This window comes from Rhizobium sp. BK275 (assembly GCF_014193555.1).
Classification (GTDB): domain Bacteria; phylum Pseudomonadota; class Alphaproteobacteria; order Rhizobiales; family Rhizobiaceae; genus Rhizobium.
Genome location: NZ_JACHZL010000001.1, coordinates 946,441 through 972,411, shown reverse-complemented (window position 1 = coordinate 972,411; position 25,971 = coordinate 946,441). Strand labels below are relative to the sequence as shown.

29 protein-coding genes are annotated in these 25,971 nt (G+C 60.9%); 16 read left to right on the top strand and 13 right to left on the bottom strand.

The annotated features are described in order from the left end of the window. Positions 1-84: 84 nt before the first annotated feature. A complete protein-coding gene (locus FHT82_RS04430) occupies positions 85-1,281 on the top strand; it encodes a Tm-1-like ATP-binding domain-containing protein (RefSeq protein WP_183726655.1) in 1,197 nt (398 codons plus the stop codon). A gap of 10 nt (positions 1,282-1,291) precedes the next feature. Further along, the gene (locus FHT82_RS04425; RefSeq protein ID WP_210276652.1) at positions 1,292-2,116 is read left to right on the top strand and encodes a phosphoenolpyruvate hydrolase family protein; all 825 of its coding nucleotides are present in this window, start codon (positions 1,292-1,294) and stop codon (positions 2,114-2,116) included. 294 nt (positions 2,117-2,410) lie between these two features. Here FHT82_RS04425 and FHT82_RS04420 read toward each other — a convergent pair whose 3' ends face one another. Then, positions 2,411-2,863 (bottom strand): pyridoxamine 5'-phosphate oxidase family protein, encoded by a 453-nt coding sequence (locus tag FHT82_RS04420; protein WP_183726652.1) that lies wholly within the window; start codon positions 2,861-2,863, stop codon positions 2,411-2,413. A gap of 208 nt (positions 2,864-3,071) precedes the next feature. Next, a complete protein-coding gene (locus FHT82_RS04415) occupies positions 3,072-3,719 on the bottom strand; it encodes a phosphoribosyltransferase family protein (RefSeq protein WP_183726650.1) in 648 nt (215 codons plus the stop codon). Between the two features lie 356 nt (positions 3,720-4,075). Between FHT82_RS04415 and FHT82_RS04410 the strand changes: the two genes are divergently transcribed. Beyond that, the gene (locus FHT82_RS04410) at positions 4,076-4,576 is read left to right on the top strand and encodes a CBS domain-containing protein (RefSeq protein ID WP_246698048.1); all 501 of its coding nucleotides are present in this window, start codon (positions 4,076-4,078) and stop codon (positions 4,574-4,576) included. Between the two features lie 198 nt (positions 4,577-4,774). Here FHT82_RS04410 and FHT82_RS04405 read toward each other — a convergent pair whose 3' ends face one another. Continuing rightward, a complete protein-coding gene (locus FHT82_RS04405) occupies positions 4,775-5,089 on the bottom strand; it encodes a GYD domain-containing protein (protein ID WP_183726648.1) in 315 nt (104 codons plus the stop codon). Between the two features lie 419 nt (positions 5,090-5,508). On the opposite strand from FHT82_RS04405, the gene FHT82_RS04400 reads away from it, so the two are divergent. Next, positions 5,509-5,931 (top strand): DUF3775 domain-containing protein, encoded by a 423-nt coding sequence (locus FHT82_RS04400; protein ID WP_183726646.1) that lies wholly within the window; start codon positions 5,509-5,511, stop codon positions 5,929-5,931. Positions 5,932-6,051: 120 nt separating this feature from the next. Here the strand turns inward: FHT82_RS04400 and FHT82_RS04395 are convergent, their stop codons facing one another. Next, entirely contained in the window at positions 6,052-6,339 is a 288-nt protein-coding gene (locus FHT82_RS04395; protein WP_183726644.1) for a hypothetical protein, read from the bottom strand. 591 nt (positions 6,340-6,930) lie between these two features. Then, a complete protein-coding gene (locus tag FHT82_RS04390) occupies positions 6,931-7,251 on the bottom strand; it encodes a hypothetical protein (RefSeq protein WP_183726642.1) in 321 nt (106 codons plus the stop codon). 692 nt (positions 7,252-7,943) lie between these two features. On the opposite strand from FHT82_RS04390, the gene FHT82_RS04385 reads away from it, so the two are divergent. Next, entirely contained in the window at positions 7,944-8,558 is a 615-nt protein-coding gene (locus FHT82_RS04385; protein ID WP_183726640.1) for a GAF domain-containing protein, read from the top strand. A gap of 179 nt (positions 8,559-8,737) precedes the next feature. Here FHT82_RS04385 and FHT82_RS04380 read toward each other — a convergent pair whose 3' ends face one another. The 3 genes from FHT82_RS04380 to repA all read right to left on the bottom strand — a co-directional run bounded on the left by FHT82_RS04380 (position 8,738) and on the right by repA (position 12,323). Beyond that, positions 8,738-9,868 carry an RHE_PE00001 family protein gene (locus tag FHT82_RS04380; protein ID WP_183726638.1) on the bottom strand — a complete coding sequence of 377 codons (1,131 nt, stop codon included), beginning with the start codon at positions 9,866-9,868 and terminating at the stop codon, positions 8,738-8,740. A gap of 263 nt (positions 9,869-10,131) precedes the next feature. Next, positions 10,132-11,130: a plasmid partitioning protein RepB gene (repB, locus tag FHT82_RS04375; protein WP_183726637.1), complete on the bottom strand. Its 999-nt coding sequence runs from the start codon at positions 11,128-11,130 to the stop codon at positions 10,132-10,134. After that, entirely contained in the window at positions 11,127-12,323 is a 1,197-nt protein-coding gene (repA, locus tag FHT82_RS04370) for a plasmid partitioning protein RepA (RefSeq protein WP_183726635.1), read from the bottom strand. Before repA ends, repB begins: the two co-directional genes overlap by 4 nt. Before the next feature lie 202 nt (positions 12,324-12,525). On the opposite strand from repA, the gene cobF reads away from it, so the two are divergent. The 5 genes from cobF to FHT82_RS04345 all read left to right on the top strand — a co-directional run bounded on the left by cobF (position 12,526) and on the right by FHT82_RS04345 (position 16,846). Next, positions 12,526-13,290, top strand: coding sequence for a precorrin-6A synthase (deacetylating) (cobF, locus tag FHT82_RS04365; RefSeq protein WP_183726633.1), 765 nt, complete (start codon positions 12,526-12,528; stop codon positions 13,288-13,290). 76 nt (positions 13,291-13,366) lie between these two features. Continuing rightward, entirely contained in the window at positions 13,367-14,728 is a 1,362-nt protein-coding gene (cobG, locus tag FHT82_RS04360; protein ID WP_183726631.1) for a precorrin-3B synthase, read from the top strand. Positions 14,729-14,730: 2 nt separating this feature from the next. After that, positions 14,731-15,363, top strand: a complete 633-nt coding sequence (locus tag FHT82_RS04355; protein ID WP_183726629.1) for a precorrin-8X methylmutase — start codon at positions 14,731-14,733, stop codon at positions 15,361-15,363. Then, entirely contained in the window at positions 15,360-16,085 is a 726-nt protein-coding gene (locus tag FHT82_RS04350) for a precorrin-2 C(20)-methyltransferase (RefSeq protein ID WP_183726627.1), read from the top strand. Before FHT82_RS04355 ends, FHT82_RS04350 begins: the two co-directional genes overlap by 4 nt. Beyond that, positions 16,082-16,846 carry a precorrin-3B C(17)-methyltransferase gene (locus tag FHT82_RS04345; protein ID WP_183726625.1) on the top strand — a complete coding sequence of 255 codons (765 nt, stop codon included), beginning with the start codon at positions 16,082-16,084 and terminating at the stop codon, positions 16,844-16,846. The genes FHT82_RS04350 and FHT82_RS04345 overlap by 4 nt, the downstream gene beginning before the upstream one ends. Here the strand turns inward: FHT82_RS04345 and FHT82_RS04340 are convergent. Continuing rightward, positions 16,810-17,580: a cobalt-precorrin-6A reductase gene (locus FHT82_RS04340; RefSeq protein WP_183726623.1), complete on the bottom strand. Its 771-nt coding sequence runs from the start codon at positions 17,578-17,580 to the stop codon at positions 16,810-16,812. The two genes, FHT82_RS04345 and FHT82_RS04340, sit on opposite strands and share 37 nt — an antisense overlap. On the opposite strand from FHT82_RS04340, the gene cbiE reads away from it, so the two are divergent. Further along, complete coding sequence (gene cbiE / locus FHT82_RS04335) at positions 17,579-18,808, top strand: precorrin-6y C5,15-methyltransferase (decarboxylating) subunit CbiE (RefSeq protein ID WP_183726621.1); 1,230 nt, start codon at positions 17,579-17,581, stop codon at positions 18,806-18,808. The genes FHT82_RS04340 and cbiE overlap by 2 nt on opposite strands. A 4-nt stretch (positions 18,809-18,812) precedes the next feature. Next, the gene (cobM, locus tag FHT82_RS04330) at positions 18,813-19,571 is read left to right on the top strand and encodes a precorrin-4 C(11)-methyltransferase (protein ID WP_183726619.1); all 759 of its coding nucleotides are present in this window, start codon (positions 18,813-18,815) and stop codon (positions 19,569-19,571) included. Between the two features lie 4 nt (positions 19,572-19,575). On the opposite strand, the gene FHT82_RS04325 is transcribed toward cobM, so the two are convergent. Together FHT82_RS04325 and FHT82_RS04320 are read right to left on the bottom strand one after the other, a co-directional pair. Further along, complete coding sequence (locus FHT82_RS04325; protein WP_183726617.1) at positions 19,576-20,388, bottom strand: TIM barrel protein; 813 nt, start codon at positions 20,386-20,388, stop codon at positions 19,576-19,578. Between the two features lie 219 nt (positions 20,389-20,607). Continuing rightward, the gene (locus tag FHT82_RS04320; protein ID WP_183726616.1) at positions 20,608-21,636 is read right to left on the bottom strand and encodes a LacI family DNA-binding transcriptional regulator; all 1,029 of its coding nucleotides are present in this window, start codon (positions 21,634-21,636) and stop codon (positions 20,608-20,610) included. Positions 21,637-21,769: 133 nt separating this feature from the next. On the opposite strand from FHT82_RS04320, the gene FHT82_RS04315 reads away from it, so the two are divergent. From FHT82_RS04315 to FHT82_RS04300, 4 genes are read left to right on the top strand one after another with little or no spacing between them, the layout of a single operon-like run. Continuing rightward, a complete protein-coding gene (locus FHT82_RS04315) occupies positions 21,770-22,858 on the top strand; it encodes a fatty acid desaturase family protein (protein ID WP_183726614.1) in 1,089 nt (362 codons plus the stop codon). 22 nt (positions 22,859-22,880) lie between these two features. Continuing rightward, the gene (locus FHT82_RS04310; protein WP_183726612.1) at positions 22,881-23,195 is read left to right on the top strand and encodes a MocE family 2Fe-2S type ferredoxin; all 315 of its coding nucleotides are present in this window, start codon (positions 22,881-22,883) and stop codon (positions 23,193-23,195) included. Positions 23,196-23,203: 8 nt separating this feature from the next. Beyond that, the gene (locus FHT82_RS04305; RefSeq protein ID WP_183726610.1) at positions 23,204-24,430 is read left to right on the top strand and encodes an FAD-dependent oxidoreductase; all 1,227 of its coding nucleotides are present in this window, start codon (positions 23,204-23,206) and stop codon (positions 24,428-24,430) included. Between the two features lie 19 nt (positions 24,431-24,449). Continuing rightward, positions 24,450-25,253 (top strand): 3-methyl-2-oxobutanoate hydroxymethyltransferase, encoded by an 804-nt coding sequence (locus FHT82_RS04300; RefSeq protein WP_183726608.1) that lies wholly within the window; start codon positions 24,450-24,452, stop codon positions 25,251-25,253. Positions 25,254-25,289: 36 nt separating this feature from the next. Here FHT82_RS04300 and FHT82_RS04295 read toward each other — a convergent pair whose 3' ends face one another. Together FHT82_RS04295 and FHT82_RS04290 are read right to left on the bottom strand one after the other, a co-directional pair. Further along, positions 25,290-25,562: a type II toxin-antitoxin system RelE/ParE family toxin gene (locus FHT82_RS04295; RefSeq protein WP_183726606.1), complete on the bottom strand. Its 273-nt coding sequence runs from the start codon at positions 25,560-25,562 to the stop codon at positions 25,290-25,292. Between the two features lie 36 nt (positions 25,563-25,598). Beyond that, positions 25,599-25,844 carry a type II toxin-antitoxin system ParD family antitoxin gene (locus FHT82_RS04290; RefSeq protein WP_183726604.1) on the bottom strand — a complete coding sequence of 82 codons (246 nt, stop codon included), beginning with the start codon at positions 25,842-25,844 and terminating at the stop codon, positions 25,599-25,601. Positions 25,845-25,971: the final 127 nt, after the last annotated feature.

Here is a 25,971-nt window from a genome sequence, read left to right as displayed (position 1 = left end):
GAAAGAATATACAATATGGAAAATACAAAAACTGGTGCTTTTCGGAAAACGACCGGGGAAAAATCGAAAAGAGGAGGAAAACCAATGGGAAAAGTCTATGTCGTCGGTACATGCGACACCAAGGGAGCGGAACTGAACTACGCTAGGGAGGTGGCTCGCACGGCCGGCGCCGATGCCGTGCTGGTCAATGTCGGCACACTTGGGGAGGAGGCCGCCGCCGATATCCGGGCGCGCGAAGTCGCCGAATTTCATCCCGAGGGGGCGGAAGCCGTGCTCGGGCAGACGGACAGAGGAACGGCGGTCTCGGCAATGGCCAAGGCGCTGACGGCGTTCCTGAAATCACGTGATGATGTCGGCGCCGTGCTTGGCCTCGGCGGAACCGGCAATACCGCGCTGGTCACGGAAGCGATGCGGGCGCTTCCGATCGGCCTGCCGAAACTGATGGTCTCGACCGTCGCCTCTGGGAACGTGGCGCCCTATGTCGGGCCGAACGATCTCACCATGATGTATTCGGTCGTCGACGTCGCCGGCCTGAATGCGATCTCGCGCAAGGTGATCGGCAATGCGGCGAATGCAGCGGCCGGCATGGCTCGCAGTTCCGTTACCGCTTCCACGGACGATCGGCCGGGCATCGGCATGACCATGTTCGGCGTCACCACCGGCTGCGTCACACAAGTGCGCGAGTTGCTCAGCAAGACGCATGAAATCTACGTCTTCCATGCGACCGGCGTCGGTGGCCAATCGATGGAGAAGCTTGCCGATTCAGGTCTGCTGCAGAGCGTTATCGATGTGACGACCACGGAGGTTCCCGATCTCCTTGTCGGCGGCGTCTTTCCTGCGACCGAGGACCGCTTCGGCGCCATCATCCGCACCGGCCTGCCCTATGTCGGCTCGGTCGGCGCCGTCGACATGGTGAATTTCGGCGCGCGGGAAACGGTGCCGGCACCCTTCCGCGACCGCCGGCTCCACGTGCACAATGCGCAGGTGACCCTAATGCGCACCACGCCGGAGGAAAATGGCCGGATCGGTGCCTTCATCGTCGAACGGCTCAACCGGATGCAAGGCCCGGTCCGCTTTCTGCTGCCGCTTCAGGGCGTTTCGGCAATCGATGCCGCCGGTCAGCCGTTCCACGATCCCGAAGCCGATGAGGCGCTGTTCTCGGCTATCCGAACGGGCTGGCGCGATGCACCGAACAGGCGCCTCGTCGAGATAGACGCCCATATCAACAGTCCGGAATTCGCTGCCGCACTCGTCGCCAGCTTCCACCACATCCATGCCTGAGGAGAGAGTTTTGACCCGCATCGACAGAAACGACATTCTGAACAAGCTTCGCCGCAAGATCGCCGAAGGACGGCCGATCATCGGCGGCGGCGCAGGCACCGGCCTTTCGGCCAAGAGCGAGGAGGCCGGCGGCATCGACCTGATCGTCATCTATAATTCCGGCCGTTACCGCATGGCCGGGCGCGGCTCTCTTGCCGGTCTGCTTGCCTATGGCAATGCCAACGAGATCGTCAAAGAAATGGGCCGCGAGGTCTTGCCTATCGTGCGCCACACGCCCGTACTTGCCGGCGTCAACGGCACTGACCCCTTCATGCTGCCCGATCACTTCCTCGAAGAGTTGAAGGCGATGGGCTTTGCCGGCATCCAGAACTTTCCGACTGTCGGGTTGATCGACGGTACTTTCCGCGCCAATCTCGAAGAGACCGGCATGAGCTTTGATCTGGAAATAGACATCATCGCCCGTGCGCACTCCATGGACATGCTGACGACGCCTTACGTCTTCAGGAGCGAGGACGCTGTTGCCATGACCGAGGCCGGCGCCGACATCATCGTCTGCCATCTCGGCCTGACCACTGGGGGCGCAATCGGCGCCGAAACGGCGGCGACACTCGACGAATGCGTGGAGAAGATCAACGAATGGGCGGACGCCGCAAGATCGGTGCGCCATGATGTCATCGTCCTCTGCCATGGCGGCCCGATCGCGATGCCGGCGGATGCGGCCTATGTGCTCGCCGGCTGCAAGGGTTGCAACGGTTTCTACGGTGCAAGCTCGATGGAACGTCTGCCAACCGAGGTCGCGATCAGAGTGCAGGTCGAGGACTTCGCGAAGATGTAGGTGTCGCGGTGCAACGCAGCCAACGGGCCGGCACGCCCAAGCAAAGGTGAAGATCACGTGGTGACATGTGAGATGCATTCGCGCGGATTGCCGGTGTCGCGCGCAGCCGCGCTCTGCTGGAGCACCCTCCGGCAGCGACTTAAGGCTGCGCGCGAATGATGAATCTCACCACGCCCGATCATGGTTCAGGTGGGCGCCAACCATGAGAGAAATTAGTATCAGAAAGCTGCTTCGAGACCTTTGATCTGCGTCAAAGTGGCGTGTAAGGCAGCGATACCGTCTGAGCCGGCGATGTCATTCGATCTCCTTGCCATGCCTACCTGAGATTTCTTCGATCCAAATCCCGAAGAAGACGTGCTTATAGGGGCGATCATTTCCGTAGCCCTCGGGCTTGATGGCCCCCGGCTCCCACCACTCGCTGTCCCTCTGCAGCAGGCTCCAGGCGTGATGCATCTCACCGGCGAAGCCATCCTCTTCGCGAAATTCTTCAAACCGCCCGCAAGCAACGACAGTGTACCAGTCTCTGGGTCCCTTCTTTTCCTGCACGAGCAGACAAACTTGCGGATTGGCACGCATGATTTCGATCTTCTTGCCCTCCAAGGAAAACGCATAAATCTTTCGTTCGTCATAGGCGATTTGAATAGGCACCGCGTAGGGCCTGTCATGGTGACTGCATGCCAACACCCCGGTTCTTGCCTGTTGAAGCACATTAAAGCAGTCCTCTGCGTTCAGTTCCTCAATGGTCATGGCTATTGCCTCTGGTAAAAACGCAATGGAGCGGCGTTCTCGCGATACCTCAACCAACGCAGTGCAATACTTCAGCGGCGGCAGGCAGTAATCTGACACCCCCAGGACCGCCTTCCATCAGCAACAACTGCACCAAATGTTCATTGATGCCGATCGTCTGGGAGCGATCGGGCGATCTGCTCCACTGAGGCGTGACGCATAACGGGTATCATGGCGTGGCCGGAAGCGACTGGATCAATGCGATGACGTCATCGTCGCTCAGCTGCCGAAAGTCCTGATAATAGGCACCTATTGCCCCAAGAGAAGCGGGGGCGTACAGGCAGACAGTCTCATCGGCTGCCTGGCTCAATTGCGCGAGCTCTTCAAGAGGCGCGACAGGCACAGCCACGACGATCTTACTCGGTTTGCGTTGCCTCAATGCACGAATGGCCGCCATCATTGTCGCACCTGTGGCAATGCCGTCATCAACGATCACGACGATGCGCCCGAAGACTTCCTGATGAGGGCTGACGCCAAGATACCGACGCCGACGACGTTCAATCTCCTCCCATTCGCGGCGCTGCACGTCCTCGAACGAGGATTCGGGCACACCTGCGAGGCGGAGAACGTGCTCGTTACGGACGACGATTGGCTCCAATCCGTCGACGATCGCTCCCATCGCGAGCTCCGGATGCGTGGGGACGCCGATTTTTCGTACCAGAATCAGGTCAAGCGGGGCATCCAGATATCTTGCTATCTCGGTCGCTACCTGCACGCCTCCACGCGGAAGCGCGAGCACGACGACATGATCCTTCTTGTATCTTTCAAGAGCTTGAGCGAGCCTCCTGCCCGCGTCGGTTCGGTCATTGAACAACATCGGCGGCTCCTTTCTGACGCGGGCCGCATCCGCCACCATCCCTGCGGTCGCCTGCAGGGCGAAGACACCGGCGTTGGAAAAAGTGCCACCGGCGACATCTGGCCACCCACGCCGGTCGCACCGGCTATGGCTCTCGGTCAAGCGACAACGCTAAGACATCAGCGGCATCGATGCCGCGTCCTCTCAGGTCTAGGTTCGGGGGCCACATGTGAAGATCGTTACCTGAACAGGACAACACGATGACGACTTTGTTGCATTGATCTCCGTCAAGTTCGCGGGACGGAAAGAGACCGTGCTCGTGTGGTCTACCTGGTTTAATGTTGCGGAAGCGAGGGGCAAATCCGTGTGTAAGCGCATTGACCCTGATCAATGCAGTTGCCGACCCGTTCCTGGAAACTTCCACAGGTACGTTCTGTTTTGGACCAGGAGGACATATCATGCATGTATCAGAAGCGATGCACAAGCAGGTTCAATCAGTTTCGCCGACCACGCGTATCAATGAGGTCGCCAAACTGATGAAAAAGCAGGATATCGGAGCCGTTCCCGTCACCGAGAACGGGCGCATGATCGGGATGATCACGGACCGCGATCTCACCGTACGCGTCCTTGCTGATGGTCACGATGCTTCCGGGATTACGGCACGGGAGGTCATGTCGCCGGGCGCCACATTCTGCCACACGTCGGACCGCATTGAGGAAGCGGTGCGCATGATGGAAAAGCATAAGATCCGACGCCTGCCTGTTATGAATGCAGAAGACGAGATCGTTGGTATGCTTGCCATCGGCGACATTACGCATTGCGGCAGTCGGCCGCTTGCTGAAGAACTGCTGAGAGCGGTCAGCGGCCATCACGCCTGATAAGCTCTGCATTTCCTCCCGCCATGCCTGCATGGCGGGAGTTTCAGCTCACACGAAAAGTCAATCGATCGAAGAACATCCTCTCTGGCACTTGGAGCAGATCCTGTTCAATCCGGATCATATCCTGCAGCTCTGAAGTCGTTGACGCATTCTGCTTCGCCTGAGCCTTGAAACGATCAACGCCTCTGATTGAGCCGACTATTCGGTAATCAATGATGGAAGCTGTTGAAGCAATTTCTCAAACTCGGGCCATTCGGTCGCGGGCCAGATCTCCGTTGTGGCATGGCCGAACGTCCGTACGAGTGTTGCCACCTTCATCGCAGACAGCATATCGGGCGCGGAAAAAATATCGACATAGTCTGCCGGACCAAGCACTACAAAGCTTGAAATCCAACGCACCTCGGGACAATCACGCCGTATATATTGAGCGAGTTCATGGCTCAGGGTCTTCATGGCGCGGGGGTTTCTCAGAGCCTCATGGCTCAAGCGGGTGAGCATGATGAATGTCGACATCTTATACCTCCTTGATAAGGAGATCAGCGTGGATCCGAGCTGCGGTGAGGACATTGATGGGCGTCAATTGGAAACTGAAATGCCGCACGACCTGGCTTTGCGGGCGCGTTCTCGAGCGTTGCAGATATCCGCCGCGGTCAGCGGGCGGCCGCTTTAAAGACACATCCTGTCGAGCCGCCCGTCACGGCTCTGCTCTCATCGGGGCGGTCAGCAGCGATGAGAGCATGCAGCACCGACGAGGAACCGACGCCCATAAGCACCAGCATAGCGCCCTGAGTCTAGAATCTGCAGGCGTGCGGCCATTTGCGTCATCCATGACCGCCTTATTTCCGCTCATAGGCGTCCCGTTTGACCCAACGCAAAGCGTGACATGCGATCCGGATCAAGATGCTTGAAATCCTCACGAAAGGAGGCTGTCGATGACTGGCGTAGGCGAAGAATGGAAACCGGGCATTTCGCCCGAGAAAGTGCGTTACCTCATTCTCAAGGCAAGAGAGTTCGACGCCAAAGATGTCATGACCGAGCCGGATCCGGGCTCCAATCCAACGGATGACAACATGATCGAAATCCTTGAAGAACACGCCGACGACTCGGTGGAGCAGGAATTGCGCAGCGTGATCTGGGCGCTTAACGAGGATGAACAGATCGACCTTGTGGCTCTTTCCTGGCTTGGGCGTGGCGATGGGGATGCCGCGGACTGGGACGACCTTCGCCAGCAGGCCGCCGACGCGCGCAACGGACGCACTGCCTCCTATCTGCTGGGCATGCCGCTACTGTCGGATTACCTTGAAGAGGCGCTTGATCAATTCGGCGAGACAGAGGCCACCTTGATGGAAGGTTGACAAGGCGATGTCGGACCGCGCCTTCCAGTTCGACCAATTCATCGAGATGCGATTGTCGAAGCCATCGGACATCGGCCATGAAGCAAAGTCGCTCGCGATCGGTAACGAAACCTCCGGCGATCAGGTTGCCGCTTGTCGTGAACGGAACCAGGCGCCAACATCGTCTGCCGTGATTCGAATGCGACCGTCAGGCTCCGCGCCTCCGTCGGCGTATTTGGCGTCAGCGATTTGGCTGAAAACATCAATGTTTTCCTGCAAGCGGCTCTCATCACAGCGCGGTGGCTCTGCAACCGCCATGAGGGCCTCTTTGCTGACAAGGACAATATGCTCGGCCCCGGCAGTCTCCATCAAGAGCAGAGCTTCCTCGCCGGACGACTTCATCATTCCACTGACCAGTTTCAACGACATGAGCGGCGACCTTATGAATTTTGCGCTCCCGGGACAGGCCTTGGTTGAACGCCAGCCGAGGTCCGATGGATGCAAAACAGTCTAAGGGATCAGCCAAAATCCTTCCTTGACGCACATCAAAAGAGCAATAAGAACGGCGAGCCCACTACGTGGTCGCGATATCAGCAGCTTTCCCGATTGCGTTTCGCCACGGGGTAGATCCAATTCTACTTGCCTCTTCCGGTGCGGCGATCTCGCTCGGCGAGCTGTTCGGTGCATCGGTATTGCCCCAACTTCCGTCCAGCGTGCTATGAGTTCGAGACTTGAAGAGTTGCCGCGACGTCTCGTGCGACGTCGCTGGCGATTGCCGATTCCGGCTCCGTCGACCGCTGGAAAGCTCGTTCAAATCGTAGCTGCGAGACCACAAAACCACACCATCGCCTTCTCGTACGAGGGCGGGCTGTCAGCCGCATCGGCCCCGGCGCTCCTCTCGTGCCTGCCTGCAGGAGGTAATGTTCTCCCTGCAAATGGTCTGGCCCAGCCGATTGGACGACAACCGAAATTTTCCCGCCAGCTACCAGACGGACTATAATCTGATCTCGAGCGCAGCGATCATGATGAATGCCGTTGCATAGGCAGGATCAGCCTTCGCCAAATCCGAAAGAGCGGGCATGAGGGGGCGCAGGGGGCAAAACCCAGCAAGAGGAGGCCGAGCGCGTAAGGCTGTGGTAACGCAAGCGCCCACACGATGAGGACGGCAAGAAGCGGTCCAGCGAGGAACGCGGACAGAATGCTCGCCACGACGAAGTGCCGGTCGCGAAGTGCAGCCAAGGCATCCTTGACCTCTAGCTTCAGGCCAACATCGACCAAGCTGCCGAGCATGAACGAAATCAGTGCGATCTGGAGGATATATTTCAGCAAATCCGATAGCACGAGTACACCTCCCTCGCATCTGTCACGCAGCGATTTTTTGACCCCACGTAATGATGCTCATCTTCCGGATATCGCCCAATCTGGCGTGCCCCGAAGAATTTCATAGTCTATCCAATCTCCTCGAGGCGCTTTGATTCCTGTCAATAAGCGTATTACTTGCTCCTAATCTCGTCTTCGCCTTTCCGCTCTGGCGATGCATTTTGGACACCAGGCCCTGTACCTGCGGGTCGTTTCGATACGCGGTCATTATTGACTGAGGTCTGTCGATGGAGATTGGCAGGGCGAAGACCAAGTGCTGACGCGTGCTGCTGCGAACGTGTTCCTCAGGAAAGCCCGTCTCAATGGGCTGACGACAGAATATTTTAGGCCGATCGGGCGAAGTTTGCCCTAGCTTGTCCATCCCGACTGCTAGGTGCGTTGATCTAGGGCAACGAAGGCGATCGACGTTTCCAGCAACTTAATCGGGAGGCGTGCGGCAATACCGGGCGATCCTCTGTTCGATCACTGCCTGACGTCCCAGCTGAAGCACTCGTTATACGGCCCCCTTACCGCCAGAGTTGTGTGTGATTGACAGCGTTTCAGCGCCGAGTCATCATAAAAAGACATCATTCCACCTCGCTTAGGTCCGTCTCATCCAACGGACTTTTTTGAGGTGTGTTTTGCCTGTGCTCAATCAGCTCCGGTGAAATAACATGCGCCGCTTTATTCTTCGGCAAAACCTGGTGCAGTACGAAGAACAGCTCGCCAACGAAAGAGGTGTGGTCCGTAGAGAACGCTTGCGCGAACTGATCGAAGATGCCCGGCGCGAGCTCGCAAGGCTGGAACACCTCTGGCTTCTCACCTGTCCTCAGATCGAGGTACCTCTCAAGGTCGGTGAGGACGCGGAATTGACCCTCGACCACGCCGTTCGAGCTAATCAAGCCGATCATGGAAGCCTACGGATCTGGAACGAACGGAAGCATTGCCTCTCGCTGTTTGCTCAGACGAATTTTGACACTGAGTTTATCGATCGCTTCCCGGAGGTGAGACAGGGTGATGGCACAGTCAGCCAGCGTGCTCTAGCGTTGCAGAAGCCGGTTTTCGTCTACGATATCGACGAGGACGAAAACTTCGCTCCCTTCCGGGACTTCGCCCGCGACGCGCGAATCCGCTCTATCGTCTCCAGTCCGTTGGTTGGCTTGGATGGCCGGTGCCTTGGCACGTATTCTCTACACTATCGCTGGATGCGGACGTATAATGATAGTGATTATCTACTTGTTCATGCCTACAGCGTGAGGCTCGCGGCACTGTTTCAAGATCTCTTATAAGGGCGGCTTGCAACACAGAGGCGTTCTGTACTGTCTACGGACGTCCTTATTTCTCGCACGTGTCTGTCATGAGCGATATGTTTCCCGATGAGGTTGACGAGGCGCTGGGATGGGGCCTGTCGGCGTGCGGAGGCGATCCGAGGCTTCTTGGAATCCCATCGATGCGACGGCCGGCTGGATCAGATTATGCCCCAAGCCCGGTAGCGGCCACGGCCGGTGAATTCGCGGATGCCGATCTCGTTGATCAGGTTCAGCGCGCCGCGCTGCGTGACGCCAAGCTCACGGGCAACCATAGCGGCCGATACCATCGGGCGCGACAGGACGAAATCGGCAAGCTGCGGCAGGCTGCTGTTCGATCGGCGGCCGCGAAAGCGCAACTCCATCTGCGTGCGTGCGAGCGACAGGCGATCGATCTCCTTGAGGCCCGCGGCGGCACTCTCCCGCATCGCACCGAGAAAAGCCTGCAGACGCGTCAGCCGATCACGCGAGCGCCGGCGCTCATGGCGGATCTGCTTCAGCCCGGTGTGAAAAGAAAAGAGATGCGAGGCGACCTTGCCTCTGGCCCGCAGGCTGCTGGCGATCAGCAGGCCGCCGAGCCAATGCTGGCGGCGCAACGGCTCGATCCGCTCCCAGGCGTCGAAAAGAACCGCAGCCGCCAGACTGGGCGGCAGCTCATCGGCGAACGGGATCAGACCGCGCCATTCCTGCAGCCGTTCCTCCTCGTTCCATTCGTCATCGCCGAACAGGCCGAGCGGATCGTCATCCCGCTGCGGGGGTGCAGCCTCCGCCGGCTCCTCCTCGGCGGTCTTGCCCGCATGCCGGTCGAGAAGCCTCTGCGAGCGGGCGAGCAAGGCGTCGAGCTCGGCGATTTCGGCGGCGAGCGGCGCTTCGTCATCCTCATCATCAGGTTCGCTCTCGGAAGGCGCAAAGGCTCCCGCCTCCGGCACGCTCTCCTCCCCCTCCAGCGTGCTGGCGGTCAGCACGCCAAGACCTGTCGGGCTGAGCGCCCAACCAGGATCGGCCGTCTCGATCCGCCGCCGTGTGCGCAGGACGGAATGGGCGATCGTCAGCTCGTGGCTCGGCGCGCGGCTGTCCATATGGGCGTCATGCAGGACGAGATCTTCGACATGCACGAGCTCGCCCGCCACCCACAGTGCGCCGGCCGCATCGAAGAAATGGCTTCGCTCTGCAAAGCCTTGCCCTACCGGTGAACGCGCCGCCCGCTCATCGAGGCGCGCCAGAGCATCCTCTGCCCCGGCGATGGCCGGAAGCAGCGTCTGGAGCGTTGCGGCGTCGATATCATAGCGCATTGTTAGGCTTAATGAATTCTCACAAAGGGAAGCGAAACACGCATTACCTTCCGTCAGTTATCGCATGACGGAAACACGCGGACAACATCATGGCGGACAAGCTCAAGGTTTTCACCCGGTTTTCCGATGGGATCGTTTGCCTGTATCGATGAACGGCACAGGCGGACAAAGCAATCACCCGCCTGTTGGATGTTGATCGAGCCATCCGCCAAGGCGCTTCCTTGCGATCCGGTTCGGCTCCAATTAGCCGCGCCCCTTGCAGCTTACTTTACAGTGCTCGGATTCCCGGCCTTGTAAGCCTCGTAAAGCTCATCGAGGCGGCCTGAGAGATAGGCGCCAAAATCAGGCGCATCGCCGGTCTTCAGCGCGATCGTGAAAGACGTGCCGGTGCTTTTGATACGGCCGACGATCTTGCCGCCGTTCGCAGGCTTCCAGTCATATTCAGTGCTCTCGGGCTTCGTCTCTTCCTTCTTGGAAAGCTCGGCAATGACCAGTTCGAAACGGCGATCGCTCTCCACAGCATTGAAAGTGGAGGACGCAACCAGCTTGGTCAGCCGCAAGACGGCGGAATCGGTCCAATCCTGGGCAAGCGCCATCCATCGCCTGCGGCCGATGCCGGGAGCAGCACCGACGGCCTGGATGATATCGGCAGGAATAGCTTTCGCCACGGAGATGAGCTTCGAGAGTTCCGTTTTGTCGGTCGAGAGTGCCTTCATGATGACGGGACGATCGAACTTCTTCAGTTCGAGATTGAGCGCGAAGACGGCCCGCTCGATGTAGGACAGATTGCGCCGCGCCGAGTTTTCAATGCCCTGGGCAATGACGAGATCGGTATCGTCGAGCTTGCGGATGACCGCTTGCACCTTGCGGCCAAGCAGCTTCACGGCCTGAAGGCGGCGATGGCCATAGGCGACCTGATAGCGTCCATCATGATGCGGATTGCGCCGCACGAGGATCGGCACTTCCTGACCGTTTTCGGCAATAGACTGCACGAGCTCGTCGTCCATATCGAGCGGCTCGTCGCCGAGGCGATCGCGAATGAAGGAGGAATCGATCAGATCAGGATCGAGTTCGACAACATGTTCGCCTGAAAGCAGGGCCTCTTCCATCGCCCTGCTCTCCTCCTCCATACGGCCGAGCGTCAGCGCCATGGTGCGTACCGGACCGGCGGCGCCGCGCACGGATGTCTCCTCGAAGTTGGCCGCGGCCAACTCCTGCGCCGTATCAGTGAACAATCCCTTCAGTCGATCTCGTCGGCTCATATGCGACCCCATGCTTTATGGATGCTGGTTAGAATTTCGCCATTGGCGGCGTTAACCGATTCCAGTGCCCGGTCATAAGTGGAGCGGCGAACCTGCCCCTTTTCAATTTCATAGAGGGTCTGCTTGGTCAGACCTGCATCGGCGATTGCCGTCGATTTCAAGATCGTCGCCGTCAAAACATCATCGCCGAAGAGACTGCGCAAGAGTGCAACGATCTGCGATTGCGGTCCGTCGAAAGGCTCATGGCGGGTAACGACATATTTGATAAAATCATGCTGCAAGTCACCGCCGGCCTTGCGCACGACCGACAGAAGGTCCGATGTCATCAGCAGGAATTGCGACATGGAGGCGACGTCGACCATCTGCGGATGAACGGTGATCAACAATGACGTGGCGGCGCAGACGGCGCCAAGCGTGAGGTAGCCGAGTTGCGGCGGGCAATCGATGACGACAATATCATAGTCCCCTTCGACTTCCGCGATTGCATTGCCGACACGCCGGAAGAACAGCTCTTCCGGCTTCTGACGATCATTCAGCGCACGCGGCGTTTCATGCTCGAACTCCATCAGCTCGAGATTGCCGGGGACCAGATCCAGACCGTCGAAATAGGTCTTGCGGACGATATCCTTCAGCGGGCGCCGCTGCGCATCGTAGCGAATGGCACCGTAAAGCGTGTCACCATCTCCGAGGTCGAATTCCGGCTGAACGCCGAGCAGGGAGGAAAGCGAAGCCTGCGGATCGAGATCGATCGCCAGAACCCGGTAACCTTCCAGCGCCAGATGCTGGGCCAGATAAAGCGTGGTCGTGGTCTTGGCCGAACCGCCCTTGAAATTGGTAATGGCAATCGTCTGCAGCTTCTCGCCATCCCGCCGCCAGGGCAGGTAGGAGAGCATATCCTTCGGCTTGATCTTCGCCATATGCTGGCGCAACTCGTTGATCTGGCCAAGCGTGTAAGAGCGGCGGCCATTCTGCGAAACATCCGGCTGCGGACCTTTGCCATCAAGCGAAAGCTGGCGAAGATAGCCGTCGGAGACACCGATCATCTGCGCGGCTTCGCCTGATGTGAATGTCCGGAGCGTCTTTTGTGAAAGCGGCGGAAAAAGCCTTTCCCGCAGCAGTTTCAGCTGGCGTGAGAGCTGCGTGGCGTGCCTTTCGATGCGAATGTCCGTGGTTGATACGCTAATGTTGTCCAAAACACTTGCCCCTTCTTAAAGCGCTTTTCGGTCAACATAGCGTCAAAAAGCGTATCGAAGATGACATGATTCGGATGTAGCGACAATAAACGGTTCGCTAACCACACAGATTGAAAGTTGGCCGCGGCCAACTCTTCGGTCCGCCCTTGCGAAAGACCTGCTTTAGCGGCACAAACCGCTGGAAATCGCGAGGGCGGAAAACATGCGGCACATCCATATCATCGGTATCGGTACGGGCAATCCCGAGCATCTGACCGTGCAGGCGATTAACGCCATGAACGCGGCAGACGTTGTGTTCATCCCGACCAAGGGGGCCGCGAAGGCGGATCTCGCCGAGGTCCGCCGGGAAATCTGCGAGCGGTATCTGACCCGCGAAGGTGTCCGTATCATCGAATTCGAGGTGCCGAAGCGGGCGGTCGAGGACCGAACTTATGTCCAGAGCGTCGAGGACTGGCATGCGGCGATCGCCCGTATCTATGAGGGTCTGATCGGCAATCTGCCGGAAACCGGTGCTGGTGCCTTCCTCGTCTGGGGCGACCCGAGCCTCTACGACAGCACGATCCGCATCATCGAACGCGTGCGTAATGCCGGTACCTGTGCCTTCGACTATCACGTCGTTCCCGGCATCACGAGCATCCAGGCACTGGCGGCCAGCCACCGCATTCCTGTCAATCTCGTCGGCAAGCCGGTCGAAATCACCACCGGGCGGCGGCTGGTGGAGGAAGGGCTGACGCGTGAAAGCACCGTCGTCATGCTCGACGGCGAACAGGCTTTTTCCAAGATCGACGATCCCGATGCCGAGATCTTCTGGGGCGCTTATCTCGGCACGAAAGATGAAATCATTCGCTCAGGCCGGCTTGACGATATCGCCGACGACATCGTCCAGCTCCGTGCCGACGAGCGCAAACGTCATGGCTGGATCATGGACATCTATCTCCTCCGTAAGGGACGGGATTTCGACGACTGAATGTCCCGGTCACCGGACCGATCTCGCTTTGCCGCATCCGGCGCGATCATGTAAGACATGGCCAAAGGATGGATGAATGCATAGCGTTACCGGCAAGATCTTTGAAGCAGAGAGGCTCGATATAACGAGCATGCATCGCGGCGCCTGCCCAGCGCTTGCAGCACCCATGCAAACCGGCGACGGCCTGCTCGTGCGCCTGAGGCCGGCCGGCGGCGCACTTACCGTCTCCCAGTTTCAGGCGCTGGCTTTGGCAGCCGTGCGCCATGGGAACGGCATTCTGGAAATCACCGCCCGCGGCAATCTGCAGATCCGTGGCCTTCGTGCCGGGTCCGTCGGACTGCTGGCGGCGGATATCGACGCCGCCGGTATCACCGTGCCTGATGGCGTCGCGATCGAGATTTCACCGCTGCATGGCGTCGATGCCGATGAGATCGCCGATGCGGCGGAGATGGAAGCGGCACTGCGCAACAGGCTCGGCGCGTTTCTCAGCTCTCCGCGCCTTGCTCCGAAACTCTCGATCCTGATCGATGGCGGCGGGCAATTTTCGCTTTCCACTCTCGTTGCCGATATCCGCATCGTCGCGCAACATGCTAGCCAGTGGCTGGTCTCGATAGCCGGCGACGGACAGGGCGCGACACCGCTGGCCCTCGGCGGCGCAGATACAGCCGTCAACGCGGTCGGCGATCTGCTTCAGATCCTGATCGCGCGCGGCCGGCAGACACGCGCTCGCGACATCGACGCAGCAACGTTGCGCGGCCATTTTCCGCAGATCGACAGCATCCGATCTACCCGTCCGGCGCCCCAGAAGTCCTCCTTCGTCGGCGTCACAAGGCTTGGGAATGGCCGCGCCGTCCTCGGCGTGCGGCTGAAGTTCGGCCAGGCCAGAACCGCCGATCTGATCTCTTTCCTGGCTTCCACCGAGAGTGCAGGTGGGCCGGAACTCCGGTTGGCGCCTGATCGTGGCTTCTTCCTGATCGGCATCGGCGAGACAGAAATGCCCGCTATGCAACAAGCGGCTATCGATCATGGATTCAGCGTCACGGCACACGAGCCGGCCGAGCAGATCGCAGCCTGCGCCGGGGCAGGGGCCTGCGCCTCGGCCTTCTACGATACGAGGGCTCTGGCTGGCCAGCTGATCGATCGGGTTCCTGATCTCTTCGACGGCTCGCTGAAGCTTCATCTCTCCGGCTGCGCAAAAGGGTGTGCGCACCGACACGCAGATCTCGCGATCGTCGGTTCGGCTGAAGGCTACGGTTTTGTCCTCGATGGGCTTGCCGCCGACAGGCCGGCTGCAAGGATTGCTGGCGAACGGATCGATTTCGCTATAGAGAGGCTCGCCCGGCTGATCGAAGACAAGAGAGGTGCCGGCGAGTCGAGTGCCGATAGCTTGAAAAGGCTTGGGGTCATCGGCCTCGCCGAGGCGCTACAACAGGAATAAACATGCCAGACTACGACTATATCCGCAGCGGAGACGCGATCTATGAGCGCTCCTTCGCGATCATTCGCAGCGAAGCCGATCTCTCGCGTTTTTCGCCCGAAGAGGCCGATGTCGCCGTCCGCATGATCCATGCCTGCGGCCTGGTGGAAGCGGCCCAGAACTTCGTCTTCTCACCCGGCTTCGTCCATGCTGCACAGATCGCCCTGCAGGACGGTGCGCCGATCTTCTGCGATGCGGAAATGGTAGCGCATGGCGTGACGCGCGCCCGCCTGCCGGCGAAGAACGAAGTGATCTGCACGCTGCACGATCCACGCACCCACGAACTCGCCCACGAGACCGGCAATACCCGCTCGGCTGCCGCCATCCATCTCTGGCTCGACCGGCTCGCCGGCAGCGTCGTCGCGATCGGCAATGCGCCGACGGCCCTCTTCCATCTTCTCGAACTCTTGCGGGATGGTGCGCCGAAACCGGCAGCGATCATCGGCATGCCGGTCGGCTTCGTCGGCGCTGCCGAATCCAAGGATGCCCTTGCGGAGAATTCCTACGGCGTTCCCTTCGCCATCGTGCGCGGCCGGCTTGGCGGCAGCGCGATGACCGCGGCCGCCATCAATGCGCTGGCGAGGCCAGGCCTATGAGCGGCCATCTGATCGGCGTCGGCACCGGACCCGGCGACCCGGAACTGCTGACCCTCAAGGCGGTGCGCGCCATCGAGAGCGCCGATGTGATTGCCTATTTCGCCAAGCAGGGCAGGGGCGGCAACGGCAGGGCGATCGTCGAACATCTGCTGAAGCCCGGCGTCGAACTGCTGCCGCTCTACTATCCGGTCACGACCGAGCTCGACAAAAACGATCCGCTCTATCAGAGCCGCACCACCAGCTTCTACAATGACTCCGCCGACGCGGTCGCCCGCCATCTCGATGCCGGCCGCACGGTGGCAGTGCTCAGCGAAGGCGATCCGCTCTTCTACGGCTCTTACATGCACCTGCATGTGCGGCTGTCGCAGCGTTATCCGACCGAGGTCATCCCCGGCATCAGCGCCATGTCCGGCTGCTGGTCGCTGGCTGGCATGCCGATCGTGCAGGGTGACGACGTGCTTTCGGTGCTGCCGGGAACGATGGCCGAACAGGAATTGACCCGCAGGCTTACGGATACCGAGGCTGCCGTCATCATGAAGGTCGGCCGCAACCTGCCGAAAATCCGCCGTGCGCTGCGGGCGGCCGGACGTCTCGGCGACGCTCTCTATGTCGAACGCGGCACGATGGCCAATGCCGCAATGGTGAAGCTCGCCGAACGCGATGAAGGCGAAGCGCCATACTTCTCAATCGTGCTCGTACCCGGCTGGGAGGCCAGCCGATGAGCGGCCGGCTCTTCGTGATCGGTACCGGTCCCGGCAATCCCGGGCAGATGACGCCGGAAGCCCAGGCGGCAGTGGAAGCCGCGACCGACTTCTTCGGCTATGGCCCCTATCTCGACCGCCTGACGCTGCGCGCCGGCCATACCCGACATGTCTCCGACAATCGCGAGGAGCTGGACAGGGCAGGGGCGGCGCTGACGATGGCAGCCGCTGGTTCTGATGTCTGTGTTGTCTCGGGTGGGGACCCTGGTGTCTTTGCCATGGCCGCTGCCGTCTGCGAGGCGATCGACAGGGGACCGGCGGAATGGCGCGGCGTCGATCTCGTCGTCCTGCCCGGCATCACGGCCATGCTGGCGGTGGCCGCCCGTGTCGGGGCGCCGCTCGGTCACGATTTCTGCGCCATATCGCTCTCGGACAATCTGAAGCCCTGGAGCGTTATCGAGAATCGCCTGGAGCTCGCAGCCCGCGCGGGCTTCGTCATCGCCCTCTATAATCCGATCAGCAAGGCGAGACCCTGGCAGCTCGGCAAGGCTTTCGAACTTCTGCGCCAGCACTTGCCGGCAACGACGCCTGTCATCTTCGGTCGGGCGGCCGGACGGCCTGACGAGCGGATCACCGTTCAGCCGCTTGATAGAGCTGACGCCGATCTCGCCGACATGGCGACCTGTGTCATCATCGGTTCGCCCGAGACGCGGGTGATTGCCCGCGAGGGGCAAGCAGACCTCATCTATACGCCGCGGTTCATGGCCGGAGACAAGAGATGATCGATCGCTTCGAGCGCCGCTTCGACCGTTCCGACCGACGTCATGGCGGCAGCGGGCGCGCGGGCGATCACGACAAGCTTGGTGCCGAGCAGGCGGGCGGCCTCGATCTTGGCATAAGCGGCCGAACCACCGCTGTTCTTGGTGATGACAGCGTCGATGCGATATTTCCGCATGAGCTCCATCTCGCCTTCGAGCGTGAAGGGGCCGCGGTCGAGCACATATTCGACGTCAGTCAGAGCGAGCGGCGGATCGACGGGATCAACGCTGCGCACGACGTAGAAATGCTGAGGGGCGACCTCCGCATGGTGGGCACCTTGTCGGCCCGTCGCCAAAAAGACGCGCCGAGGGGTCGGGCCGAGCGTGGCGATGGCAGCGGCAATGTCCGCCACGACATGCCAGTGATCGCCGGCTTCAGGAATCCACTCCGGACGGACGAGCGCGATGGCGGCAATGCCAGTGCGTTCCACTGCCGCCGCGGCATTGGCCGAAATGCGCTCGGCGAAAGGATGGGTGGCGTCGATCAGCAGATTGTAGCCTCCCGCCACGAGGAATTCGGCAAGGCCTTGCGCCCCGCCGAAGCCGCCGATACGGACGGGAACGGGCTGTTCGGCTGGAGCCTGCGTGCGGCCGGCCAGCGACAGCAGGATGTCGAGATCGTCTCGGCCGGCAAGCTCTGCGGCAAGCCTGCGCGCCTCGCCCGTACCGCCCAAGATCAGAATGCGGGTCTTGTCCATGTCTGATATGTCTCCCACCGACCCGCGCTGGCTCACTCTTATCGGCATCGGCGAGGATGGTCCAGAAGGCCTTGGTGATGAAGCCAAGCGACTGATCGCAGCCGCGCCCGCCGTCTTCGGCGGCGTGCGCCATCACGACCTTGCTGATGCGCTGATTTCAGGCGAACGGTTCACCTGGCAGAGCCCCTTCGAAAAATCGGTCGAAGCGATCCTGGCGCGGCGTGGCACGCCTGTTGTCGTGCTCGCCTCGGGCGATCCCTTCCTCTACGGCGTCGGCGCGACGCTCTCGCGTCATGTCGCAGCAGAAGAGATCTATACGATTCCGGCACCATCCGCCTTCAGCCTTGCCGCCTCGCGCCTCGGCTGGCCGCTGCAAGAGACCGCGTGTGTTTCGCTGCACGGACGGCCGCTCGATCTCATCCGTCCGCATCTCCATCCGGGCAGGCGTATTCTGGCGCTGACGTCGGACGGGAAGGGACCGCAGACGCTTGCCGAACTGCTTGCCGCCAATGGCTTTGCCGACACACGGCTGACGGTTCTGGAGGCGCTCGGCGGCAAGCGGGAAAGGATCAGGAGCACCACGGCAGGCAATTTCGACCTTGTCGATATCGATCCTTTGAATGTCTGTGCGCTCGACGTGATCGCGGGGTCCGGGGCTCGTATCCTGCCTTATGTCTGCGGCCTCGACGACGATCTTTTCGAGCATGACGGGCAGATCACCAAGCGGGAGATTCGTGCCGTCACGTTGTCGGCGCTGGCGCCGCGACATGGCGAACTCCTCTGGGATATCGGCGCCGGCTCGGGATCTGTTGGTATCGAGTGGATGCTTGCCGATCCGTCACTGAGGGCAATCGCCATCGAGCAGTCGCCGCAGCGCGCCGCCCGTATTGCCCGAAATGCCGCAGGTTTCGGCGTACCTCAGCTCGCCCTCGTCGAGGGCGTCGCACCCGCAGCAGTCGCCGGCCTGCCGGCACCGGACGCGATCTTCATCGGCGGTGGCGGCAGCGAGGCAGGTGTCATGGATGCGGCAATCGCCGCCCTGAAACCGGCGGGGCGGCTCGTCGCCAATGCCGTGACGCTCGAAATGGAGGCGGTACTCCTGGCAGAACAAGCCGCCCGCGGCGGCTCGCTGACGAAGATCGAAATCGCCCGCGCCGCACCTGTTGGCGGCATGAGCGGCTGGCGGCCGGCCATGCCGGTGACGCAATGGCACTGGATCAAGGAATAGGAAAATGACGGTTCATTTCATCGGCGCCGGACCGGGATCTGCAGATCTCATCACGGTGCGCGGACGCGACCTGATCAGCAAATGCCCGGTCTGCCTCTATGCCGGGTCGATCGTCTCGCCCGAACTCCTGCAATATTGCCCGCCGGGTGCCCGCATCATCGATACGGCGCCGATGTCGCTCGACGAGATCGAGGCCGAATATCTGCGGGCGGCTGCGGCCGGCGAAGATGTGGCACGACTGCATTCCGGCGATCTCTCCGTCTGGAGCGCGGTTGCCGAGCAGGTCCGCCGATTGGAAAAGCATGGCATCGCCTACACGATGACGCCGGGCGTTCCGGCTTTTGCCGCAGCGGCCTCCGCACTCGGCCGCGAGCTGACGATCCCGACCGTGGCGCAGAGCCTCGTGCTGACACGCGTATCCGGCCGCGCCTCGCCGATGCCGAATGAAGAGACGCTCGCGAAATTCGGCGCGACAGGCGCGACACTTGCGATCCACCTCGCCATTCATGCGCTGGCACAGGTGGTCGCGGAGCTGACACCGCTTTACGGCGCCGATTGCCCCGTTGCCATCGTGGTGAAAGCCACCTGGCCGGACGAGCGTATCTTGCGCGGCACGCTCGCCGATATCGAAGGGAAGGTGGCAGCCGAACCGATCGCGCGCATGGCAATCATCTTCGTCGGCCGCTCGCTTGCATCGGAAGATTTCCGCGAAAGCTCGCTTTACGATCCCGCCTATCAGCGCCGCTTCCGCGGCCGCGAATAGTCGTTCAGACCTTCGCCGCGAGATAATCCATGCTTGCCTTCAACGCGGCGCCTGGATCCTTCAGCGCATGGACTTCGGATGCGAAGGGCTCGAAGGAGAAGGGGCCTTTATAGCTTGCCTGCAGCAGTGCGCGGATCTGGGCGGCGTTGCCGAGCCGGTCATCGGCATCGACGAGAGCGCGGTGCGAATCGCGCATGTCGGCGACGGAAACGGCGGGATCGCTGACGCCGGAAATATGCACCAACCCGGTCAGGTGCGCGAAGAAGGGTGTTTCGCCGGCAAGGTGATGGTGGAAAGTGTCATGCACCAGCCGGAAGGTCGGCTGTGCGCCGAGCGTCTCGATCGCGTCAGCTGCTTCCGCCTTGGAGCGCAACGAGCAGATCTCGAAGCCGAGCGGCTCGACAAGGCCGACAAGGCCGGCTGCATCCAGCATCGGCCGCAGTGCGACGAGCGACTGGCGCAGATTGGCCTGGCGTTCGCCATCGGCACGGCCCGTACCGTCATTCTTCGGCACCAGGACCACAGCCTGCGAACCGACGGCCTTGGCATAATCGATCAGTTCACGGGCTTCCCTCTCGCGGGTCGCATTCCATTCATTGAAGCGCTGCAGCGCATTGATGGAGATGATGGCGACGCCATGACGGGCAGCGGCTTGCCTGATCACCTCCGGCCGGGTGCCATCCAGAATGGCGTTACCGGCGAGATCGTTGCGGATCTCCACAGCATCGATGCCGAGCGAAACGGCAAGCGCAAAGAAATCCTCGATCGAAAGCGAGGGCGCTGCCATGTGGTTCAGCGCGAAACGAATGGATGCCATGCGAAGTCTCTCCTCCTGATCCCCGCTGCCTCGAGCGAGGGAATTTGACGCTTGAGAGAATCTCTACTTCAATTCGGCCGACCGTCCATCGGCAGCAAGGCCTCAAAGCCTATCATTGCTGAGAGAATCTCAGCGGTAATGATAGAATTCCATCATTTCTTGATCTTGTTTTACGCAATCCCGGACGAAGAACCGCTGCGCGCTTTTTCTGGAATTGCTTCAGATATTCTCAGGCAGAAAAATTTCGAAGGGCAGGAAGGATTGGCCGGGGACGGCGATCTCGCCATGTTCCAGCGCGCCCGTCATCAGCGACACCACTTCCTTGCAAAGCGCCGGCAGCGGCGTGCCGATCGCCATGGTGACGATGCCGTCGGCAAGGCCCGCCTTGCTGTCCGACGTCAGTTCGTTGACGACAAGCACGATGCGGCCGCCGATCCCCTCTTCGCGGAATGCGGAGATAGCGCCTTCCATGCCGCCACCGCAGACATAGAGACCGACGAGATCGGGATGTTTCTGTAGGAGCGTCAGCGTCGCCTCATGGGTGATTTCGGGCGTTTCCAGGTTGATCAGCGTCTCGACCACCTCAAAGTCGGGCGCCTCCTCGCGGAAATAGGAGCGGAAGCCCATCTCGCGCAGCTCATGGCCGTGAAAACGGTGGCTGCCGACGAAACAGGCGACCTTGCCAGGCCGGCGGGATGCCTTCGCGATCATCCAGGCGGCAGTGCGGCCGACCTTGCGGTTGTTGACGCCGACATAGGCGTCCCGTATCCCGGTCGCGAGATCCGACAGCAGCGAGAAGACCGGAATGCCGCGATCCTTCAATTCCTCGACCGCTGCCGCCACCGCCGGATAATCCGGCCCGACAAGGGCAACCGCCTGGTTTCTGGCCCCGAGCAGCCTGATCTTTTCGATGATCGCCGCCGGCGTTGCTGCGGCAGGATATTCCACCTGCGTTTGGATGCGGGCGGTCGTGACGTTGCGGGCCGCCGTTTCGATCTCGCGGGCAAAGGCCTGGTAGAAGGGCTGCGCCGGCTTCTGCAGCAGGAAGGCGAGGCGATATTGCGGCAGGTCCTCGAAGACGCGCTGACGGATCAGCCCGACCGCGTGATAGCCGATCGCTTGAGCCGCATCATAGACGCGCCGCGCCGTTTCCTCCCGCACGCGGTGGCGGCCGTTCAGCACGCGGTCGACGGTCGCAACGCTGACGCCGGAGGCCTGGGCGAGATCGGATATGGTCGGGCGGCGCATGGTCTTTCCTGATAGTTTTCAATCATGAATGAAAGCCATTTCTGATGGCTTTTGATAGAATATATCAAGCCTGCATTGAGCGCCTTCCGAAGTCAACTTATTCTCTGGGTCAGGAGCTGAGCAGGAGGACGGCATGGCTGGCGAGGCAAGAAAACGCGATTACAGCCTTTTGGGCGAGAGCAGCCGCACAGCGGTCGAAACCGGGCTGGCGGCGGCGCAATGGTATCACACCGATATTGCCCGCAAGGAGATGAAGGCGCTGATGCAGCGGTCCGACGCGACAGCCATCCGCGACACGGCCCTCTGGCTCGGCGGCATGGTGGCCTTCGCCGCGCTCGGCATCTATTTCTGGGGCTCCTGGATCGCCGCGCCCTTTTTCCTCGCTTACGGCGTTCTCTACGGCTCGGCCTCCGACAGCCGCTGGCATGAATGCGGCCATGGCACGGCCTTCAAGACACGCTGGATGAACGACGCCGTCTACCAGATCGCCTGCTTCATGATCATGCGCAATCCGGTGACCTGGCGCTGGAGCCATACGCGCCACCATACCGACACCATCATCGTCGGCCGCGATCCCGAGATCGCGGTCATGCGCCCGCCGGATCTCTTCCGGCTGATCCTCAATTTCTTCGGCATTGTCGATGTCTGGCATGCGATCGTCGACATGATCAGAAATTCGGCCGGCATCATCAGCGCCGAAGAGAAAACCTTTATTCCCGAGATGGAGCAGCCGAAGGCGATCCGCATCGCCCGCGTCTGGCTGGCCATCTATGTCGCCACAACAGCGCTTGCCGTTTACACCGGCTCGATCCTGCCGCTGATGCTGATCGGCCTGCCGCGTCTCTACGGCGCCTGGCATCACGTGTTGACCGGCCTGCTGCAGCATGGCGGGCTTGCCGACGATGTCATCGACCACCGGCTGAACAGCCGCACCGTCTACATGAACCCGATCAGCCGCTTCATCTACTGGAACATGAACTATCACGTCGAGCATCACATGTTCCCGATGGTGCCCTATCACGCGCTGCCAAAGCTGCATGCGATGATCAAGCACGATCTGCCGGCACCCAATCCGTCGATCTGGTCCGGCTACCGGGAGATGATCCCGGCCTTCCTGCGCCAGCTTCGCAACGAGGATTATTTCCTGAAGCGGGAACTGCCGGCGACGGCGCGGCCCTATCGCGAGGAATTCCACGCCGAACTGGCGCCCGCGGCTCAATAACAGGATCAAGGGAGGAACAGAGATGAGCGGAAACTGGATCGAGGTTTGCGGCAAGAACGAGATCGACGAGGAGGATGTCATCCGTTTTGACCATGGCGGGCGCACCTTCGCGGTCTATCGCAGCCCCGACGACGAATTCTTCGCCACCGACGGGCTCTGCACCCATGAGCAGATCCATCTCGCCGACGGGCTCGTTATGGACGAGATCATCGAATGTCCCAAGCATAATGGCCGCTTCAACTACAAGACCGGCGAGGCCAAGGGCGCACCGGTCTGCGTCAACCTGAAGACCTATCCCGTCAAGATCGAAGACGGTTCCGTCTTCATCGCGATCTGAGGTGCGTCATGGCCCATTTCGTCATTATTGGAGCAGGCGAGTGCGGCGCACGCGCCGCCTTTGCGCTCAGGGAAAAGGGGTTTGACGGCGAGATCACGCTCGTCGGCTCCGAACAGCATGCACCCTATGAGCGGCCGCTGCTTTCCAAGGCCGGGCTTTCGAGCAGTGTCGATCCGAAATTCATCGCGGCACACGAAACCTATGCCGCAGGCAATATCCGCCTTCTGACCGGTGTGACTGCAACCGGACTCGACGCCGAAGCTCATCGCATCACCTTGTCGGATGGCAGCCACCTTACTTTTGACCGGCTGCTGCTTACGACCGGCGCCAGCGCCCGCGGCTTTCCGAACGCACCTGCTGAAAGCAGCCATATCCGCTCGCTGCGCACCCATCATGATGCGCTGACGTTGCGCGCCATGCTGCAGCCCGGCAAACGGCTTGCGGTCATCGGTGGCGGCTTCATCGGGCTGGAGGTCGCTGCGAGCGCCCGGAAGCTTGGCGCCGATGTGGTTCTCATTGAAGGGCTGGAGCGGGTGCTGAAGCGCGGCGTTCCCGAGGATATCGCCCAACTCGTTGCCGAACGCCATCGCGCCGAAGGCGTCGATCTGCGCTGCGGCGCTTCCATCGAAGCGCTGTCGGAGCAGGAGGGTAAGGCCGTCATCCGGCTTTCACCCGACGAGACGATCGAGGCCGATCTGGCGCTTGTCGGCATCGGCGCGCGGCCGAATGTCGAACTTGCCGAGGCGGCCGGTCTGGTGATCGACAACGGTGTCGCCGTCGATGACCGGCTGCGCACATCCGCGCCCGATATCTTTGCCGCCGGCGATTGCTGCTCTTTTCCCCTTGATATCTACGGCGGCCGGCGGGTGCGGCTGGAATCCTGGCGCAACGCACAGGAACAGGGCACGCTCGCCGCCGCCAATATGCTCGGCGCTGACACACCAATCTCAGCCGTGCCGTGGTTCTGGTCAGATCAGTATGACATGGTGCTGCAGATTGCCGGGCTTGCCGATGGCGCGGTTACGCATCTGCGCCGTGATCTCGGCGAAGGGGCCTTCATCCTCTTCCACCTCGATGCTGAGGGCCGGCTCCTTGCCGCAAGCGGCATCGGGCCGGGCAATGCGGTGGCGCGCGACATCAGGCTGGCGGAAATGCTGATCGCCGCACGCGCCCATCCCGATCCCGCCGCGTTGACCGCCAGCAATGTCAAGCTGAAGACGCTGCTCGCCGCCTGATGATTCAAAGGATATTGCGATGAAGAAGCATAATCGCGCGACGGTCGCAGACCTGCTCGCGCTCAAGGGAAGGCGCCAGCTCACCATGCTGCGCATCACCTCGCTCGAAGAGGCGGAAGCTTCCGAAAAGGCCGGCATCGATATGGTCTCGGTGCCGCCCGCTCTGCTGGGACCGGCTTTTCGCGAGGCAGCACCCTCGCCCTTTGCCATTCCTGGCCTCGAATATGGCGATCATGTCTCGGCGGAAGAGTATATGCGCGAGGCCTTCAAGGCATTGAAGGCGGGCGGCGATGCCGTTTATTGCGCCGCAAGCCTGCAGACCATCCGCCGTATGCGCGACGAGGGTATTCCCGTCTGCGGCCATGTCGGCCTCGTCCCATCGAAAGCCACCTGGACTGGCGGTTTCCGCGCGGTCGGCAAGACGGCGGCGAGCGCCTTCGAGGTCTGGCGCCAGACGAAGGCGCTCGAAGAGGCGGGCGCCTTCGCTGCCGAGATCGAGGTCGTTCCCGGCGATGTCGCAGCGGCGATTTCCAACAACACGTCGATGCTGATGATCTCGATGGGTGCCGGCCGCGGCTGCGATGCGCAATATCTCTTTGCCGATGACGTGCTCGGCGCCAACCGCGATCACACGCCGCGCCACGCCAAGGTCTATCGCAACTTCGCCGCCGAATATGACCGGCTGCAGCGCGAGCGCATCGTCGCCTTCACCGAACTGGCCGAGGATATCCGCTCCGGCGCCTATCCGGAAAAGCGCCATCTCGTCGGCATCGACGAGGCAGAGTTGCGCAATTTTCTGCATCGGCTGGAAGCGGAGAGGTGAGAGCCTGCGGGTTCCCGTTCGCGCAGAAAAGCGCCGTCAATGCAAAGGCGTCTCACCAAGCCGCGCTTCCACATTCATGCGCTTGTGCAGGATACGGACGATACCAGTCCGGCCGTCTTCAAGCACTCGATAGAACAGGAAGTGCGAATTGACAGCGAGCTTGAACACGCCCGGCCAGATATCGTCGATCGGCCGTCCGCTCCGGGCGCCTGATCCCAGAGCTTCGCAGACGTTGCGAATATTGTTGATATAGCGCTCCGCCTGCTCCTGGCCCCAGTTGTCGAACGTGTAGGTCCCAGATATCCTCAAGATCGGCGATGGCGGCCTTGGAAAGGATGTAACCTTTCATTTCCTCCGGGTCCGGCGTTTCCGGTCGAGGAATGCATCGAATTGGAAATCTTCGGCTTGGCCGCTATCGATACCGGTGCCGATCGCGTCGCGCAGCGCCTTCACTTTGGCCTCGTGCTCTTCCAGAAGCCGCAGGCCGGCACGGATGACCTCGCTCGCCGAGCCGTAGCGGCCCTCAATAACCTGCCGTTCGACAAAGCCCGCAAAATGATCACCCAAAGCAATGGATGTGTTTTTGGACATGAGAACCTCCTTGTTACTACCAATATATACCAAAATTTGGTAGTCCTCAATTCAGCGCGAGCCTCTTTGCTGGGGAGGGTGCGAGCCTGTGATTGGCATTGATGCCGCCCTATGTCAGAGAATAGAT